Origin of the sequence: Candidatus Aegiribacteria sp., from assembly GCA_021108005.1 — a bacterium.
Taxonomy (GTDB): domain Bacteria; phylum Fermentibacterota; class Fermentibacteria; order Fermentibacterales; family JCC-6; genus Aegiribacteria.
The window spans coordinates 1-18,355 of sequence record JAIORS010000214.1 but is presented as its reverse complement, the minus strand read 5'-3'; the positions used below and the strand labels follow the sequence as shown (position 1 = coordinate 18,355).

The 18,355-nt window shown below is 45.9% G+C and carries 17 protein-coding genes and 1 tRNA gene; 11 read left to right on the top strand and 7 right to left on the bottom strand.

Annotated features, from left to right (window positions below; genetic code table 11):
• The first annotated feature begins 146 nt into the window (after positions 1-146).
• On the top strand, positions 147-1,583 hold the full coding sequence (locus tag K8S15_13400; GenBank protein ID MCD4777031.1) for a T9SS type A sorting domain-containing protein: 1,437 nt from the start codon (positions 147-149) through the stop codon (positions 1,581-1,583).
• Positions 1,584-1,617: 34 nt separating this feature from the next.
• On the opposite strand, the gene K8S15_13395 is transcribed toward K8S15_13400, so the two are convergent.
• The 4 genes from K8S15_13395 to K8S15_13380 form a co-directional block, all read right to left on the bottom strand.
• The gene (locus tag K8S15_13395; GenBank protein ID MCD4777030.1) at positions 1,618-4,884 is read right to left on the bottom strand and encodes a diguanylate cyclase; all 3,267 of its coding nucleotides are present in this window, start codon (positions 4,882-4,884) and stop codon (positions 1,618-1,620) included.
• A 278-nt stretch (positions 4,885-5,162) separates the two neighbouring features.
• Entirely contained in the window at positions 5,163-6,251 is a 1,089-nt protein-coding gene (locus K8S15_13390) for a flippase-like domain-containing protein (GenBank protein MCD4777029.1), read from the bottom strand.
• Positions 6,244-7,656, bottom strand: a complete 1,413-nt coding sequence (locus K8S15_13385; GenBank protein ID MCD4777028.1) for an alkaline phosphatase family protein — start codon at positions 7,654-7,656, stop codon at positions 6,244-6,246. The genes K8S15_13390 and K8S15_13385 overlap by 8 nt, the downstream gene beginning before the upstream one ends.
• Positions 7,657-7,702: 46 nt before the next feature.
• Entirely contained in the window at positions 7,703-8,866 is a 1,164-nt protein-coding gene (locus K8S15_13380; protein ID MCD4777027.1) for a PLP-dependent aminotransferase family protein, read from the bottom strand.
• Positions 8,867-9,062: 196 nt separating this feature from the next.
• Between K8S15_13380 and K8S15_13375 the strand changes: the two genes are divergently transcribed.
• From K8S15_13375 to K8S15_13345, 7 genes are all read left to right on the top strand, one after another.
• Positions 9,063-9,542, top strand: a complete 480-nt coding sequence (locus K8S15_13375) for a peptidylprolyl isomerase (GenBank protein MCD4777026.1) — start codon at positions 9,063-9,065, stop codon at positions 9,540-9,542.
• Positions 9,543-9,610: 68 nt separating this feature from the next.
• Positions 9,611-10,522 (top strand): RluA family pseudouridine synthase, encoded by a 912-nt coding sequence (locus tag K8S15_13370; GenBank protein ID MCD4777025.1) that lies wholly within the window; start codon positions 9,611-9,613, stop codon positions 10,520-10,522.
• Positions 10,515-11,102 (top strand): hypothetical protein, encoded by a 588-nt coding sequence (locus K8S15_13365; protein ID MCD4777024.1) that lies wholly within the window; start codon positions 10,515-10,517, stop codon positions 11,100-11,102. The genes K8S15_13370 and K8S15_13365 overlap by 8 nt, the downstream gene beginning before the upstream one ends.
• Positions 11,099-11,845 carry a tRNA pseudouridine(38-40) synthase TruA gene (gene truA / locus K8S15_13360; protein MCD4777023.1) on the top strand — a complete coding sequence of 249 codons (747 nt, stop codon included), beginning with the start codon at positions 11,099-11,101 and terminating at the stop codon, positions 11,843-11,845. Before K8S15_13365 ends, truA begins: the two co-directional genes overlap by 4 nt.
• Positions 11,842-12,792 (top strand): hypothetical protein, encoded by a 951-nt coding sequence (locus K8S15_13355; protein MCD4777022.1) that lies wholly within the window; start codon positions 11,842-11,844, stop codon positions 12,790-12,792. Before truA ends, K8S15_13355 begins: the two co-directional genes overlap by 4 nt.
• Complete coding sequence (locus tag K8S15_13350; GenBank protein ID MCD4777021.1) at positions 12,785-13,246, top strand: SPOR domain-containing protein; 462 nt, start codon at positions 12,785-12,787, stop codon at positions 13,244-13,246. Before K8S15_13355 ends, K8S15_13350 begins: the two co-directional genes overlap by 8 nt.
• A gap of 176 nt (positions 13,247-13,422) precedes the next feature.
• Positions 13,423-13,498 (top strand) — tRNA-Gly (locus K8S15_13345).
• A gap of 122 nt (positions 13,499-13,620) precedes the next feature.
• On the opposite strand, the gene K8S15_13340 is transcribed toward K8S15_13345, so the two are convergent.
• Both K8S15_13340 and K8S15_13335 read right to left on the bottom strand, forming a co-directional pair.
• On the bottom strand, positions 13,621-14,250 hold the full coding sequence (locus tag K8S15_13340; GenBank protein ID MCD4777020.1) for a nucleotidyl transferase AbiEii/AbiGii toxin family protein: 630 nt from the start codon (positions 14,248-14,250) through the stop codon (positions 13,621-13,623).
• The gene (locus tag K8S15_13335) at positions 14,208-14,723 is read right to left on the bottom strand and encodes a helix-turn-helix domain-containing protein (GenBank protein MCD4777019.1); all 516 of its coding nucleotides are present in this window, start codon (positions 14,721-14,723) and stop codon (positions 14,208-14,210) included. The genes K8S15_13340 and K8S15_13335 overlap by 43 nt, the downstream gene beginning before the upstream one ends.
• 144 nt (positions 14,724-14,867) lie before the next feature.
• Between K8S15_13335 and K8S15_13330 the strand changes: the two genes are divergently transcribed.
• From K8S15_13330 to K8S15_13320, 3 genes are all read left to right on the top strand, one after another.
• The gene (locus K8S15_13330; GenBank protein ID MCD4777018.1) at positions 14,868-15,026 is read left to right on the top strand and encodes a hypothetical protein; all 159 of its coding nucleotides are present in this window, start codon (positions 14,868-14,870) and stop codon (positions 15,024-15,026) included.
• Between the two features lie 150 nt (positions 15,027-15,176).
• On the top strand, positions 15,177-15,740 hold the full coding sequence (locus K8S15_13325) for an NUDIX hydrolase (GenBank protein ID MCD4777017.1): 564 nt from the start codon (positions 15,177-15,179) through the stop codon (positions 15,738-15,740).
• Positions 15,741-15,767: 27 nt separating this feature from the next.
• A complete protein-coding gene (locus K8S15_13320; protein MCD4777016.1) occupies positions 15,768-16,613 on the top strand; it encodes a hypothetical protein in 846 nt (281 codons plus the stop codon).
• Positions 16,614-16,868: 255 nt separating this feature from the next.
• On the opposite strand, the gene K8S15_13315 is transcribed toward K8S15_13320, so the two are convergent.
• On the bottom strand, positions 16,869-18,355 hold a 1,487-nt coding region (locus K8S15_13315; GenBank protein MCD4777015.1), incomplete at its 5' end, for a T9SS type A sorting domain-containing protein.

The following is an 18,355-nucleotide window of genomic DNA, read 5'->3' as shown; positions in this document are numbered from 1 at the left end:
ATTAACGGCAGAGCGGGAACAGGAACTTCTGAAGCTCTGGAAGGAAACGAAGTAATCAGAAGATAGTTTTCCAGGAAGTGGACAGTCTGTCGATTATGGAAACAGATTCAGGGGAAGTGGAGTTTCCTATGTGAAAAGGAGGATAAATGAAATTTAAGAAGACAGGGTTTCTTCTGAGTTTGATTCTAATTTCTGCAAGCTCTGCTTTCGCTGATTGGCAAAGTTTCCAATTGACCGATAATGGTTACGCTGAATCGATGTCCTCAACAGATTTAGACCAGTTCGACATTCCTCATTTTGCGTGGTGCTCCAATGATGATGGAGACTATGATATTTACTATCTATCGGAAATCACTGGAACACCGGTGAAAGTTACCGATAATATTACCGCTGACCGATATCCTCGTTTAAGGATAGATCAGGCAGGGAATGCTCATATAGCCTTCAAGGGCTACGATGGTCATGATTATGAAGAATACTATGTAAATAACATCGGCGGCAGTTTTTGCAACCCGATACAGGTAAGTTTTACAAGTTCAAATGTTGTGGGTTTTGTTCCTGAACATGCATGCTTAATCATTGATTCTGCTGGAGTTGCTCATATTGCTTACAAATATGGATACTACGAATATGGTAACTGGGACATATATTATGTAAACAATGAGGGCGGGGCATTTGGACCATCAACCAGAATTACTGATGAACCGGGGGGAAAAAGTTACGTTAGGCCTTCTATGGATCTGGATAACAACAACTTCGTTCATATTGTATTTGAAAGCGGAACCGATATCCTTTACACAAACAACGTTGCCGGGACCTTTGATACCCTGACAACAGTAAGTGAGGGAACATATTGTTGGAATTCTTCGATAGGTGTCGATTCCCTGAATAAAGTTCACGTTTCTTACTCAAGATACCATGGTGGTGTATATTACGTTAATAATGTAAGCGGAGATTTTGGTCCAACATCGGTTTTGTCAAATACGAATAGTGCTAATGAAATCACAGCCTTAGTATTGGACTATTTAGACAATGTCCATATTGCTTATATTGGCGGCACCTTTGGAACTCCTGATACTCATGAGTTGTATTATGTGAATAATGTTACCGGCAGCTTTGAGATCCCCGAACAGATTACCTCCAATAACGAGCATACTACAGATATATGCATGAGCGTTGATTCGTCTTGTGCCGGCCATATAGCATTTCTGGAGGGATTGTATGGAAGTAACGATTATGAAGTCTGGTACTGCACAAACAGCGAATCTGTTGGTATATCTTTTGATAACTCAAGCTACTCTGGTAATAGCTCTTTGATACAAAACAATCCAAATCCTTTCAATTCGACAACAACCATCAGATATCAATTATCAGTTAATACCGATGTGACCATCGGCATTTACAACATACTGGGACAGAAAGTACGGACGCTGGTAAATGAAAACCAGAATGCAGGCGAGCATTCTACCATCTGGGATTGCAGAGACAACTCAGGACAGCTGGTGGGCTCAGGTATTTATTTCTGCCTGCTGGGATCAGATAATGATCCTCCCGAAAGCAGACGAATGATGCTTTTGAACTGATTGAGAAAAGAAGATTTTCCAGATTCAGATTCAATTATAGATGTTTTTGTCCGGAATTGTCGTAAGTGCCGCAAGTGGCGTCCGACCCCATCAATACGAATTTCGTAAGCCATTTTACTGCTTCAAGTTCAGTGAATATTTCAAATGACAGCCTGGTTTTTTCTTCGGCCTTCATTTCGTTGCCCGATTGTTTATACATTACACCAAGGAAGTACAGAACCTTGGCCAGCATAAACTTTTCATTAAGCTCCTCGAATTGCGAAAAAGACCTGTTTAAGCATGATTCAGCGGTGTCAAAGTCCCCTTCTTCAAGGGATATTCGACCTTCAATATAATCTGCCTCGGCCTGTATTTCCTTTGAATCGAATTCTTGAAGAAGCGACAGAAGTTCTTCGAGGCTCTTCCTGGCTTTACCGATTTCTCCTGCTTCCAGATAACGGGTCGTTTTTGCTGCCAGTACTGAAGCAATTAAAAAACTGGATTTCACTTTCTTCGCGATTTTTCCAGCTTCACTGAAGCAGTCCCCGGCATTCTTAATTTCGTTGTTCTCAAGAAAAGCCCTGCCTTTTCGGATGTAGCATTTGGTAAGACCATCCGGATCGGGGTTTTCTTCATATATCCTTATTGTATCATCGATTAGATCAATTGCTTTTTTAATCATACCATGCCTGGCGTACATTTCTCCCAGGTTAAGATTGCATCCTGCTTCGTTTACTTTATCTCCTGTTTCTTTGTACTTCTCCAGCGAATTACTCAGGTATTTCCGAGCACTTGTGTAGTCACCCATAAGTATGCAGATGCAGCCGAGATTGTTGCATGTGATGGCTTCGGATCTGCGATTTCCGATATCCTTAATGATAATCATGGCTTCACTATACAGCTCGACAGCTCCTTTAAAATTCCCTCTGTAATAGTTGATGTTTCCTATATTCACCAGTGAAGCTATCTGCCCTGATTTGTCGCCCAATTCTCTGCTGAGATGCAAAGATTCGTTGTAAAGCTTCAAAGCCTTTTCGTAATCACCCATTCCGGTATAGGATGAGCCCATTCCGTTCAGTGCCGTCACTTCAATCTCATGAAGAGAATGCTTCCGAACTATTTTCAGAGAACGCTGGAAGTACCTGATTGAAACCTCGTATTCGCGAAGCATACGCTTTCCAATAGCGATTCTGGTCAAGCTGAACGCTTCACCCGGCCTGTTATTCTCTTTTCTGTATATCTTGAGTGCGTCCTCAGCAGCTTTCACTGCCTTGTCGTAGAAAGAAATGTCCTTGTATACTTTGCTGATTTCAATGAGACTATCCGCTTTATCGCAAAGATCCCCTCTTAATTCCGAATGACTTATCGCTCTCTCAAGATCGGCTATCGCGAGGTCGTTTTCACCTGTCAAATTGTACACAGAGGAACGGCTCCTGAGGCATTCGGACAATCTTGTTTCGGAATCCGCGTTTGGTGAGGATTCCAGGGATTCTATTGCCCTGGTGTAAAACCTGATGGCATCCCGGTTCGCGTAAGCGGTTTTTGCCCTGTTTCCCGCAATTATGCTGAATTCAACCGCCTTTTCCTGGTCACTGCATTTATAGAAATGATACGAGAGTTCCTCGACAACTTTCTCAATATTTTCACAGTTGAGAGAGAGAAGTTTCTCACCTATTACACGATGAAACCGACTCTTTCTTGTTTTACTCATACGGTTGTAGATTATCTCCCTGATAATGTCCTCAGAAAAGAAGTAATGTTCTCCGTCTTTTTCTGAAAGCAACCTGACCTCGAAAACCTCGTCCAGAAGATGAAAGAGCTGCCCCTCATTCATCTCAATTACATCTCGGAGAAAGCTGAAACTGAATGCTCTTCCGATTACGGAGGCATGCTCCAGAAGTGAGTAGGCCTTGTCGCTAAGTTTAAACAGCTTCCTTTCGATTACTCCTTCTATTGAATACGGAATTGTTTTAGCTGAACTTTCATCAAATTCGTAACTATTTCCGTTCCAGTTCAGTGCTCCGTCATTTTTCAGAGATTTTAGAAGTTCCTCTATGAAAAATGGATTCCCTCCGGTTTCTCTGTAAATGTACTCGGTAAGTTTTGATGGGGATTCTGCGTCAATAATAGAGGAAATCATCCGGGTGATATCCTTTTTCTCCAGAGGCTCAAGAACGATTTTTTTTATGAAATTCCCGCGGGCCATGGAATGAAGAACATCCTGGAAAGCACTGTTTTGAATCTCTTCAATGCGATATACGAGTATGAATAGAAAGGGTTTGTTTCTGAAGGCTCTAATAAGGTAATGGAGGAGTTCGAACGAGTTCTCATCGGCCCAGTGAATGTTGTCAATGCAGATGAGCATAGGACAGTTCACGACTTGAAGCTCAAGGAATTTCCTCACACCTTCGAAAAGCCTGAATCTGTCGACCATCAGCACCTCTTTACCTTCTTCTACAGGTTTTCTCAGGATTTCAGGAACGATCTTGGCAAGTTCTATCTGGTAAACCCTGGGAAGGTTGTCAAAATGATGCTCATCCTGCATAAAGATAAGAGAACGAAGGATTTCCCTGAAAGGGTAATAGGGTATTGAACTGGTCGTTGGAGATAGATTGCTGCATACGAACATGGTCTTCTCCGGATATCTGGTGAATGACAGTTCTTGAAACAGTCGGCTTTTTCCAACACCGGCCTCACCACTGATACATACCGCATCTCCCCTGGAGGATATGGTGGCTTCTATGATATCTTCAAGCATTGAAAGCTCTGAAGACCTTCCAATCATCTCATCAGCGGGAATGATCAGATCCTTATCTACGAGGGTTCGAATCCCAATCCGGTCCCTGCCGTGTCTCTTCGCGCTGTAGAGATTTCGATCGGCAGCATTGAAAACGGTTGACCAGTCAGAACCATCCTCAGGACAGGAGGCAATGCCAATACTTAATGTCAGTCTGATTTTCGCGAATTCCATTGACCGGCATTGTTCAATGAACCTGTTTGAGATTCTGGTTGCCTGTTTGAGATCGGTTTTTGGAAGAAGACAGATAAATTCATCTCCACCGTAGCGAAACACGGAATCGTTCTGCCTGAGAAGTTTCTCAAGAAAGGATGCGAATTGAACCAGTACGGTATCACCCATGGAGTGTCCGTACGTGTCGTTTACATTCTTGAAATGATCGAGGTCGAGAAGCAGGACTGATAAGGGTTTATTCTTCTGGTTGGCTTCCTGCACATATTCCCGGCCTTTTGTGTTCAAGTATCGCCGGTTGTAAAGTCCGGTCAGATCATCCAGATATTCTCTCTTGATATCAACTGTTTTCATTAGAAATAAACCCCTAAGTAATAATAGTCATTTGAATATGAACTGGAAACCTCCGGAAAAGAGGATAGTTTTGATCCGCTGTTACCCTCATCAGACATTCTGCTTATCGGGAATTGACGTATATCCTGCTTCCGGGATATTTCATAAAAGTAATTGTTTTTCATCAGCGGAATTCAGCAGAGTCCGACCGGAACCGTGTTGAAAGGAATATTGATCCGTGGCGACAGGAAGCGCGGAGGAGGGTGAGAATTACTCAACCTTCTTAAGAGCATGATGAATTAAGCCGGAGGCTGCTTTTTCAGGGACGAACCTGCCTCTTTAAAGACCACTATGGCTCCAAGTATCACAGGTATGTAAAGGATGAAGAAACGCTGGAGAAGAGTAAAGATGCTCAGTGTATCTTCACTTATCACAGAAGCCATAAGTGCCGCTATACTGAGTTCAGCCACACCGCTTGCTCCGGGACTCGGAGAGAAATAGCAGATAAAAAGAACCAGTGCCTGAATGCAGAGAACCTCTGCCAGATGTCCGGATGCCCCCAGCCCAAGCATTATGAAGTAAGCAAGGAAGAACTTGTTCATATAGAGTACACATGTCAGGAAGATTGCCAGGAGCAGGATATACGGATGTTCATTGACGAAGAGTTTGCAGGAGTCTTCGTACGCGGTAACTTCAGTGACAAGTTTATCTGTTATTCTGTTGATCCTGTTCTCGAATCTCGGCAACCAGGAGCAGAGTTTCTTCGCTAACATCGTAGCAAGCTTCAGAACAAAGCCAGGCTTAAGTACTATCAGGATAAATACTGCAAATTGAATGGCAAATACAATGAAACAGAAAACTATCAGTGTATGCATTGTTTTGCTGAAAGAATCGCTGAGAACGCTGAGTGAAATGCCTGCCGCGGCCAGGAAGAAGATCAGCGTTGCAAGGTAATTCAGAACACTGACCGAGATCGATTTTCCAACGGAAACACCTGCTTTGAAGTAGATATATAACTGAGCCGGTCCTCCTCCGCTCTGAGATGGAGTAACCGCGCCCATGAAGATGTTTGCAAGATTGGCCCTGAAACTTACCATGAAACGTAATCCCGGATTAAGTTTTCTGAAGTAGATATGATTCCGGAGAGCCCCCATGCACATATCGCCGAATGAAAGAACCAGTACTATGGCAAGGTAGCCGAAGTTGAAATTCACAAGCGCTTTCATCGTATTACCGGTATGGGTTTTCAGGAATATTGCCGTGAGTGCGCCGATTGTCAGAAGGATGAAGATGATAAGCCCTTTGCGGATTTTAGCCCTGTTGAATCCCTTCATTTCCGGTGACTGGCCCATTGTCAGCTGTTCGTTAATCCCTTTTTCCTCAGACAAGAGAAACCCCGTCGATGTTTTCCGGAACCTCAAGGCCGGCCCACTTCAATATTGAGGGGAAGAAATCTGCCGTTCTCGCCTCCCTCTTCATCCAGTCATTTCTGTTCATTATCATGGGAACGATCATATGTTCGCGGCAAAGTGAACCGTGAGTCCCATGATGCTCAGGCCATTCCCAGCTGTCTCTCAGATCGTAGCCGTTTTTCGAGGTGACAAGAACATCACCCGTACGGCTTGATGAGAATATCTGCGCGATCTGAACGAGAGCGTCAGGATACTCGGAGTTCATTGTAACCTCAAGCGATTCCATCTGGCTCAACGGTCTCGACATTTCTCCGAGTCCCAGCGGGTCTCCGGTATCGGGAAGGTATTTAAAGCCATCTGTTGTTTTAACAATTAACGCTTTTCCGCGCGATGATTCGACAGAAAATGTCTCATTCGATTCCCTCCAGCAGAGAAAATCAATCTCTTCTCTCTCAATAAGCTCTGGAAGAAGCGAGCCCATTGAATCGTGTACTTCACTGCCGTACAACGGCCTGTCCTGAATGGTATCATGCAGGTATACGTGTCCCATGGCATTGCCTGAGATCATTACCGAAACATCCGGTTTGCTTTTGAATATCAACGGGTATCTCAGAGTATCCCTGCCCCGGTCAATGAAAAAGTCGGCAAGGTCGAGATGTGTATGCGTTGAAGTAAGCCCATGATCCGAAGAGATAATGAGAAGAGTATTCCCCCATCTGCCCTGCTTTTTCAGCTTATCCACCGCTTCTCCGATAAACCCGTCAACGTTGATGTAAGCCTGAGTAGTGTCATCATCAAACGGGTCATGGATGTGTGAGAAACTGTCAACAGCCGGAAACACTGCGAAAATGAAATCCGGCCTGTCATCAAGGCTTTTCATTAACTTCTTTTGACCGTCAGCATCGACCCTGTGCCACTTATCGTTCAGGTGTGCCGTCAGGTAGCGGATAAGCTTGGTGTTTCTGGTCAGGTCTCTATCGGCGCCGAGGCTTCTTGTTATCATGGAGTAGATATTGCGGGAGTTATCGAACAGTTCGTGAAGTGTTTTTCTGTCAGTTGGCAGGTCACTGTTGAACCACGGGCCTTCGATACCATTGTAACTTCGAAGTCGGTACTTGCCGATTCTCTTGGCGGCGAACTCTTTTTTATCGAGCCATCTGATGCCGGGGATGTCGATTGTGCCGGGAAAACAGCCCAGAAGGAAAGGAAGGTATGCGGGACCGGTAGTTGATGTGAAGCAGGAAGATGCCGTTCTGAAAACCCCCTGCTCCACTACTTCTCTGCGGATGTTGGGAAGCTGCTCCTCATCCATAAGACGTTTCATAACATCCGGTCGGGCACCATCTATCAGATAGAAAAGCACAAGTGGATCTTTGTTCATTAAGTCGTGCCTGATTTCTTCAATCCGAGCAAGAGATCAGATTTTGTCAGCTGTTTTCGCGGACAACACATGCCAGGCGTTTTACACCTTCAACAATTTGCTCTTCGCTTGCGTAGCTGAAGTTCAGGCGCATACTCTGGAAGTCATCGTTATTCGGGAAGAAAGCGCTTCCGGGAACGTAGGCTACCTTTTCGTCAACGGCCTTCTGAAAAAGATCATCCGTATTCATTCCTTCCGGCAGCGTCAGCCAGAGGAATAATCCACCCTCGGGTCTGGTCCATTTAACCTCAGGCATATCCGCGAATTCCTTTTTCAGGCTCTCCAGCATGATCATTCTTTTGTTGCTGTAATGCTCAATGGTCGTTTCAAGGCCCTTCTCAAGCGCTCCGTTCACAAGCATGGCATGTGTAATGGCCTGGTTGAAAGGCGGTGTGCATAGATCAACTGCCTGCTTGGCCATGACCATCTTGTCAATTAACCAGTCCGGTCCGCATGCCCACCCAAGCCTGAAGCCGGGCAGCATTATCTTGGAAAATGTATAGAGTGAAAGAACCATATCCGGTGCCATGGACTGGAATGCTGGCTGCTGTTCACCGCTGTATCTAAGTTGTCTGTAAGGAGTATCTTCGACTATCAGGTACTCGCCTTTTCTGGCGATTTCAATAATTTCTCTTCTTCTTGCTTCGGGTATGGTAACTCCAGCCGGGTTTTGAAAATCCGGTATAATGTAGATGAACCTTGGTCTGCGGCCTTCACCTTCAAGCCTTTTAATTGTCTCCTGAAGCTTTCCGGGTATCATGCCGTCATCGTCCAGTTCCACACCTATGGATACTCCCTGGTAACTGTTGAAAGCCTGGAGGCCGCCAAGGTAGGTTGGAGAGCCGGTTATGCAGGTATCGCCAGGATTGAAGAATATCTTGGCTACAAGATCAAGCCCCTGTTGAGAGGCTGTAGTAACAAGAATATGATCTTTGGAAGTTTTGATTCCATCCGTACGCATGATTGTCGCGAGATCTTCACGGAGCCTTACGTCACCTTCAGTGGGGCCGTACTGAAGAGCTGTTTTATGTTCTTCCTCGATTACATGATCAACGGCAGCTTCAACGTAATCCACCGGAAAAGTTGCTGGAGCGGGCAACCCCCCCGCGAATGAAATTATTCCGGGTTTTGCGGTAAGTTTCAGCAATTCTCTGATAACCGATCTCTTCATTCCCAATGCCCGGTCCGAAAAGTAATCCTGATTATTCACTTGTTGGCTCCTTTCGATAATCGTAACGGTTTGTTTGAATAATATCGTATTATATACATTGTATGAATATGCCCCAATCTTCGAATGTCAACCAGCATAATTCAGCGCGGCAGATAGTTTTAAAAATAATGTATGCTTACCCCTGTGGAGGTTCCTGATGGTTTTGATTCTGGCCAGGATATTTGCGGCAGGCTTCGTGATTGCCTTACTATTCGCTTCCTGCGGTGTTTCCGATGAAACAGACTCAAGCGGCATGGACGATACTGAAAGGGTAATAAATACCGACACACTACCCGCTTTACCGGCAATCAGCGAGATCGAGTATCTAAGGGCTGCGCACATACTGATAACCTGGAACACGGCAAAAAGAGACACTGTGTATTACACTGAGGACGCACTGGAAACCATTCGGAATATTGAGGATAGTATTCTTTCAGGAGAGGCTGCTTTCGAGGAAATGGCCTTCAATTATTCTCATTGCACTTCCGCGGCTGACAGCGGAACGCTTCCCGCTTTTACAACAGGAGGCATTACAGCGGAACTGGACAGCGCTGTCTCTGCTCTGGAACCGGGAGAAATGTCCGGAATTATCAGAACACGTTTTGGTTACCATCTGGTGAAACGGATGGGCAGTTAACCTTGGAGTATTTCAGAAGTGAAGTTGAGGAGATAGAAAAAGGGCTTCGTCTTGATACTTATCTCGTTATGCAGGATGAATTTGAAGAGAGCAGGAGTTATATAAACACACTTATCGCCAATGGTCATGTATCTGTGGATGGCGCTACGGTAAGAAAACCCGCGTTCAAAGTGCGGGTTGGGCAGGAGATACAACTCGAGATTCCAGACGCGGTTCCTGTCGATCTCTCGCCGGAACCCATAGAGCTCGATATCGTTTTTGAAGATGAACACCTGCTCGTAGTGAACAAGCAGGCTGATTTTATTATTCACCCCTCAGGAACCTGCAGGAATGGAACCCTGGTTAACGCGCTGCTTGCGCACTGTGACAACCTCTCGGGTATTTCAGGTGAGCTGCGGCCCGGAATAGTACACAGGCTTGATAAGGATACCACCGGTTTGATGATGGTCGCGAAGGACAACATTACGCACCGGGGTCTTTCATCCCAGCTCTCCGCGAGAACTGTGAAACGGCGTTACATCGCTCTTGTATGGCATACACCGGTACCGGATGCTGACAGGATAGACGCACCTATAGGACGAGATCTTAATAACAGGCAGAAAATGGGTGTGATAACCGGGGGAAAACGCGCTGTGACCAATTACAGGATGCTGCGAAGATTCAGGCTTGCCAGTATGATTGAATGCAGGCTCGAGACAGGCAGGACTCATCAGATCAGGGTTCATCTGTCCGTTGAGAAGCGATGCCCCATAATAGCGGATGAGAAGTACGGAGGGAATAATCCCAGTGGTTTTTCTTCTACTATCCGTAACAGGGAGCTGATTGATGATGTTATCCGTATTGCCAAACACCAGATGCTTCACGCGGAAACACTTGGTTTCATTCACCCGATAACAGGCGCTGAAATGGAGTTCAACGAAGCACCACCTCTTGAGTTCAGGCTTGTGATGAGACGGCTTGAAAAGGATCTGGATGACTGATTCAGCCTATTCCATCCTCCTGTTTTCAGGGCTTGTTGCAGGCCCCGCTTCAGCATTCATTGTCGATATCAGAATACTTCCGTTCTATCTTATTTTTCCTATAGCAGGTCTCTGTAATGAAGCGAAGAAGGGTACCCTGAAAATTCTACTGCTGATTACGGCACCGGTTTTTATTCTGCTTCTTGGGGTAACCTCGGGCAACAGAGTTCTGACCGAAAGATCGCTGAGATGGATTGCCGCCATTGCCGCGGGGGCATCCATGTCCGGGGCACTGGGAGCTTCAAGGGCTTCTGAACTTCTATTTAAGGCTTCACGAAGGGCAAACCCGGGAGGTCTTCCAGAAAGCCTCGCAATTGTAGTGTCACTTGCGGGCCCTTTCTCAGAGAGGATCAAAGCGGTATTCATAGAGAGCAGGAAAGACGGCAGAGGTATTGGTGATTCTTTTACCGCCGCGCTTTCTTCCATTAACGAGATTGAGTTGGCCGGGAAAGGCAGCTTAAGCAGGCAGAACGCAGTTTCGGCTATAACTGCATGCCTGGCATGGTTCGTTCTTCTGGCTGGTATAATGGAGGTATTGTGAAAATGGGTGTTATCAGAGTTAAGTTTAAGATAGAGTACGATGGAACCGGTTTTTCCGGATGGCAGATTCAGCCGGAAACAAGAACCGTACAGGGTGATATAGAAACCGTTCTCGAGAAACTCTGCGGAAGACATATTCCTGTAACAGGATCAGGCAGAACAGATGCGGGAGTACATGCGGAGGGACAGGTTGCTCACGCAGATATAATGATTGACGAGTTTGAGAGGGTAAAAACCGGCCTGCCGGCTATGCTTCCCGATGATATCGCTGTTACTTCAGTGGAGGAGGCTGACCGATCTTTTCATGCCAGGTTCAATGCGGTCTCAAGGCTTTACAGGTACCGGATAGAAAAAGGAAAGCATCCTCTTAAGAACCTTTACTGCCATACGCTGGCACTTTCCTGGGAACTTGACACGTCTGATATGCAGGAAGCGGCCAGGCTTTCCATAGGGGAGAACGACTGGACAGCGATGGCAAAGGAAGGAAGCGACAACTACGATTGGATTGTCAATGTTATCTCCGCTAATGTCGAAGAAGATGACTCAGGCTGGACTTTCCTTATCCGCGCAAACAGGTTTCTGAGGGGCATGGTCAGGATCTGGGCGGGAACACTGGTTAATATCGGTTCCGGAGCGGTTCCGACTGAACTTATAACAGAACTTTTAGAAACAGGAAACCGTGATAAGGCCGGAACTTCGCTACCGGGATGTGGTCTGGTATTGATGGAGGTGAATTACAGTTGAGTATCGATTTCAACAGAAAAAAGCTGAAGATGAAATCTCTGGCTGACCGAACAAGCAAAGTCAACGCAAACCTTCTGCTGAAGAATCCAGGTCAGAAGAACCGTACAATTATTGAATTCGTGCGTTCACTACCGGACATACTTGCGGTAAAAGACATGAGAGTACTTGCCCGGGCCATCATCAGGGCGAAGAGCGAAGAAGCTTCACGTATTTTCATGTACGGTGGTCACGTAATCAAGTGCGGTCTTGGCCCCCTTCTGGTGAGATGGCTGAAGAACGGAACCGTCAACTGCCTTGCTACCAATGGTGCGGGTACTATCCATGATATTGAAATGGCTCTGTTTGGTGAGACTTCAGAGGACGTTGAATCAGGGATAAATGACGGCAGTTTTGGCATGTGGCAGGAAACCGGCGAAGTTTATGCAGCGGCGATCAACACAGCTTACATCAATAACCTTGGGCTTGGCGAAGCACTTGGGAATGAGATCCTTAAAAGGAATGGAAATACTTCAATAAGTCCTCTTGCCGCAGCAAGTGAAATGGGTATTCCCATAACTGTGCACCCTGCACTGGGTGGAGATATTGTGCATCCCTATCCTGAGGTTAACTGGGAGAAACTCGCGAAGGCGGCAGAGAACGATTTTGACCTGCTGGGTGAGAGGATCACATTGCTTGCATCAGGTGTGGTTGTAAACGCTGGTTCAGCTGTCATCATGCCCGAGGTATTCCTGAAACTCCTGACATCCGCAATTAACCTTGGATATAGCATCAGTAATATAACCGCCGCAAGTTTCGACATGATAAGGCAGTATAGACCCCTGAACAATGTGGTCTTCAGGCCGACAAGGGTACTGGGTGGAGACCCGATAGTCATCACCGGACAACATGAGCTGATGCTCCCGCTACTTGATGCTTTCCTGGAAACAGAGGAGGGTGGTAATGAATAAGACAATTCTGGTTTTACTGGTTCTTTTTCTTGTTTTCACCTCATGTGGTGATACCACTGTAACACCGGACACTACTGATCAACCGGAAACAACCGGTCCCATCGATCCCTACTGCGACCCTCCCAACTATACGGGAGACCCATTTCAGAATTTTCCCGAACCGATCGGAATGATCATTCCCGGCGATGTACCCGTGGAGGAGTACGAAGAGGAAATTCTAACGGGAACACATTTTACAATTCAGATTTCAGCTGCAACAACCGAAGAAACCGCGCAGCGCCTTGCTGAATCTGTTTCGGCAGAAATAAATTATCCGGTATTCGTTGATCATATGGGAGGATACTGGAAGGTCAGAGTAGGCGCTTTCCCGGCCAGGGAAGATGCAATTGCCTACACCCGGGTTCTTATGGATATGGGTTTCACCGATGCATGGGTCACAACAAGAGAACCATAGGCTTGACAAAAGATGGTTCTATTGCGATATATGCAACCGTTCCGGAAACGGAGTCTGAATAGAAAAACAGCGCTGAAAACTAGAAATTAATAACTGGCGCAATAAAATAAAACTGGCACGGGAAATCTGGTATCTACGAGATTCCCAGCCTGTTCCGAACAGAGGAATATTCCCGAGCGGGAATAGCTCAGCTGGTAGAGCCCTACCTTGCCAAGGTAGCTGTCGCGGGTTCGAGTCCCGTTTCCCGCTCCATATGGATAAAAGAGAGCAACCATAAAAGGTTGCTCTCTCGCGTTTGGCTAACGCGGGAATCACAGAAAGCAGCATTCACAATCATCTGATATGGGGAGAAATCAACTCTTCTGGTACATGTCTCACAGCAGTACGATAGAATGCGCAGCCCGGATGAAAAAAGCTTTGCATTCCTCCCAGACAAACGGTACAAGCATTATTGGCATGGGTTCTTCCTCCGCGTCATCGAAGTATGTGAGACTTTTGAGAATATTGTACGTGTTGATCCTTGATTTACCGTACTTTTCCGGGAGAAGATGAAAATACTCCTGCAATGTGGTATCGCCGCGAAGAATTGTATAAAGATCGATGAAATCCTTTCGACTGCCTCTGTTCGTAATGGCCAGGAGTTTCATCAATGCGATTTCGCGAACATCTGCTATCTCGAAACAGCGGTATGGAACCCCCTGGAAGATAAAAGGGAATCGAGTCAGAATAAATGATAGTTTTGTATTCCGAAGGAGGATAGTGAGAGTATGCGAATCCTCCTGCATTGTTTCATAATTACCGTATTGCTGAAGCTTATCATGAAGTTCTCTTACATCCATGAGATCGGTCCTGAAAAAATCGAGATAATCCGAAATTCTGTGACCTGTTTGCAGAGCAAGCCCTGTTCCACCGGCCAGTATCCATTCCTTCAGCAGTGCTGACGGATCGGATTCAAACGCCTTCAGAAGTCCCAGGCAATTTCCCGTGAGGACTTTTTCATGCATGGCATACCCTCTTTCTTCAGAATGCTGTTCCAGAATATCCTTGTTTTCGGTGACACCCTGGTGGATTTCAGAACGGATTTGAGAAATTTATCATGCCCCATAAGTAACTGAAGTGAATGAATATCTTCCAGCTGGCCCGATTCCAATACTCTTTCCACTACCCAGGCAGGATACTTTGTAAGTACCTCGTAGTTGAAGTCACTGTCCCAGAAAAGTCGTTTAAGACTTCCCAGGATTTCTAATTTGCTCATTACAGTCGGATTGTCCTTATTGGGAACGAATTCTATGCTCAATCTGCAATTCATTGCCATAGCCAGTTTTCTAAGGGTTGACACCTCAAACCTTGTCCAGCCGTTTTCATATCTTGATAGTGTTGCAGGTGAAGTATCGGCGAACCTGGCAAGCTCTGAAAGCGAAAAGCCACACTCCCGCCTTTGCTTTCTGAGTTTCTCTGAAATAGATAGATCTTTCATTGTACTATTATCATATATGATAATATTGCGCTGGTCAATCTTCCCTGATTCGGGTTTTGATGAGTATCTGATGACTGCCACATTGACCGGGGATATTTCCGGAGGTATCCTTTTCGATCAACCGGTTATTTTGAAAGCAGTTTTATGAAGGAATTTATATTCGTTCGAGTCCATGCGATGCCCTGCGTCAATCGATGCTGGCACTGCTTCTGCAACGGCAGTCCTGAAGGTAACTTCGTGGATGAAGAGGTTATTCTAAAAGTTCTTGATAATTTGGTGGATATTAAAAAAAAACCGGAGTAGAGACCTTATTACAGATATTCCCGGCAGAAAGTGGTCAGAAGCATATTTGAGGGATTGCGTTTTGTAAGAGCGACGATCCAATGTCATAAAATTGCTTCGGGAGAAACTCGATGATGAATAAAAAAGAACGATAAAGAGTATTAGAGGAAAATGAAAAGGATATCGGAAGAAATTCTATATAAGGGGCAATGGCTCTCTTTGAAAAGAAGCGTATTTGCAAATTTCGAAAACAAAAAAATATACTGGGAAAATGTCGAAAGAAAGAATAATGCTGTCTCATTTGCCATAATTGCAAAACTTATTCCTTCAAATAGATACATTCTTATCAGACAGTTCAGGCACGCTGTGAATAATTATATAATTGGCTTACCTGCGGGGATCGCTGAGGTAGATATCTCAAGTGAAGAAGATATGAAAAAGTGCATAATAGAAGAACTGAAGGAAGAAACAGGATATACGGGAAAACTCAAATCGAAAAGTCCTGCGTCAAAAACCAACCCGGCAATAATGAATAACGATTTTTTCATAGCCTCTGTTGAAATCGATGAAAACGATTCGAGGAATAGAAATACCCATCAGACACTGGAACCATCTGAAGAGATAGGGATCGTACTGATCAAAAAGAAACGGATTAAAAATTTCCTGATGGAGCAGATCGATCAAGGTACAGACGTAGGTTCAGGTCTGCTGTTTTTGTTGTATAATTTAGACTGAATGTTTAACCAAGCATCGGGAGGAATAATGAAGTATTTTGTTCTTGCTCTGGTTTTCGTCGCACTGGCTTTCGCAAGCGACAACGGATGTACACAGACCTGCATCAGTATTGGCACTTACTACTCTGGCAGCGATGATATTGTGCTGACCCTTCTCAATGACTGGATTCTGCCGGAGATGGCTCTTGGCCTTGATATCTTCGAGGGAGCGGGACAGTTCCAGGCTCTGTGCGTGGACAAGGATAATGACCTGATTCGGGTCTACGATGCCACTTCAGCTTCTCCCCTCGATACATTTGCTCTGGATGCAACGAACAACACATGTTTCGGTATAGCCTGGAACAACAATCCGGATATAGATACTTACTACACAAACGACTGGGACAACGGGAATCTGTTCTACACAGAGGACTACGGTACAACCTGGACAACAGAGACAAATCCTGGCGGAACCGATGCAAGAGGTATGGATTTCGACGGAACCGACTACTGGACAACCAATGGTACCGGTGGAGGCCTGTGGCGATTCCAGCCCGGCGTCGGTTCAGAGAACATCGCCATTCCCGAAGTCACTGATCAGCCGAGTGGACTCTCAGTATTCCCTTACGGCAGCAACCTCGGTGTAGCGGTAGCCTGCTATATGACGCCTGTTATCTACTTCTACGAATGGGACGGCTCGACAATGAGCTACCTGGGATCCGCCGCCTGTCCCGCCACTTCCATGTTCTCCCTGGGCCTTGCATACGCTGAAACGAGCGGTACATTTTTCTGGACTTACTGGGACAACTCCTTCAGAACCCACCTTACCGAGTTCTCTTTCGCTATAACTTCACTCGAGTGTTCAAGCTGGGGATCAATCAAGAGCAGCTTCTAAGCTTATCCGATCTCTACCGATCAATCCGCAATGGATAAGGATTCCCAGAAGTTCACAAACAGTGATTCAGCAAGCTGGAATTCAGCTTCTGCACTTTCAAGGCTCGATATGTCGATTTCACCCGATTCTACTCTTAGCAGGGCTATCTCATAGTCAAGTTCTGCACTTACGAGTTGAATCCAGGATTCTCTGTTCTTACCGGTATTGCGACAATCAAAATTGTCAGAATCAGTACGATCTTTATCATTTCGAATATCAGATCAGAATCAGTTTGATCAGTTCACTCAACCCGAGGTCGGGCGCTGTGAACCTTACTAAGTAAATACCGGAAGGAACGGTTGTTCCGTTGCTGTCTTTCCGTTCCCAGGCTACAGCACTCCAGTTCTCACCGCTAGAGTTAAAGCACTCAAATGAACGTACCAGCCTGCCTGCGATACTGAATATTTCGATCCTGGCGTCTGTGAGTTGCTGAAGAGAGTACTGTAGTTCAACAGATTCCCTGAAAGGATTTGGAACAGCTTTAAGAAACTCGTTGAGCTGCACAGGATTCTGTCCGTATACTCCCTGTGGATCCGGATTTATCCGGATACAGGTTATTGAGGCCCTGGGAAATGTGTAGCTGAAGTTCCCGGAGCTGCCGGTAATCTCTCCCCGATATACTATCCCGGAAGTTCCGTTCCAGGGAGCATTCACTGGTCGATCATTCATGATTTGCCATACGTCAGCGGTTCCATTGGAAATGTACCCGGTCAGGGCAATTGATGCCGTGTACGAAGAATCGAGATTCTTGTTTATCGCAAAGAGTGACAGGGTCCAGTCATCGTATCGCGAGGCGTATACCTCAAGACCGTAACCTCCGGAAACCTGATCGCATGTTGCTTCCACTACCGTGTTGCCAAACCGTTCACGAAAGAGTTTCATCACCCAGGCCGAACTGCGCATGGAAAGCGTATCAGTTCTGATCGCGCCGAAAAGGGGAAACTCCTCCTCATTGGGATTGCCTTCAGCAATCGAGTAGGAGGCCGCTACGGGTACGCCGATCCGGGACATGTGACCAATGCAATCCGCTACGAAAAGCCCGTCAAGATAGTTCCACCAGATCGGATCATCCACCATAGCCATGATGTTGTACTCCATAATCCATACAGGAATGTCGTAGCTGCCGCTGTGCTTTTCAACGGTATCTACCACCATGGGGTACCATTCCTCGATAGGCGGAAAGGATGTCGTGCCCGAAGTTGGCGCGGCAAGCCAGTCGCGGTACTGTGTGCTGTCCGAAGTAAAGCTCATCATGGGATAGTAATGAATATCCATCCAGTCCATTTTTTCTCTGTTCAGCTCGAATACCGGATCAATCCAGGAAAGATTCCCGGCGAGAGAAAGACCTCCTATCTCAAGTGGAATCGGAGACTTCGGACGCATGGAATCTATGTACACGCTGACCAATTGAGCGAAATCCTCCGCTGTGGCGAAAACGGAATCGTCTACCGCCCATTCCTGAAAAGGAATCCCGAAATGACGATAAAAGGTGATGTATCCCCATGGAGGAAATTGAAGAACTCCTTCAGCGATATCTGGTTCATTACCGATACACCAATAAGTCACATCGTAAGGTTCGGGATGCCCTCTCGATGCTCTTACCAGCCCCATGGGAGTTGTGATATCACCGTTGCAGTACTCCACCATCCTGGCAGCCTTGCCCGGATCGTTGATCTGGTAATTCACTGTCAATATGGGTGTTA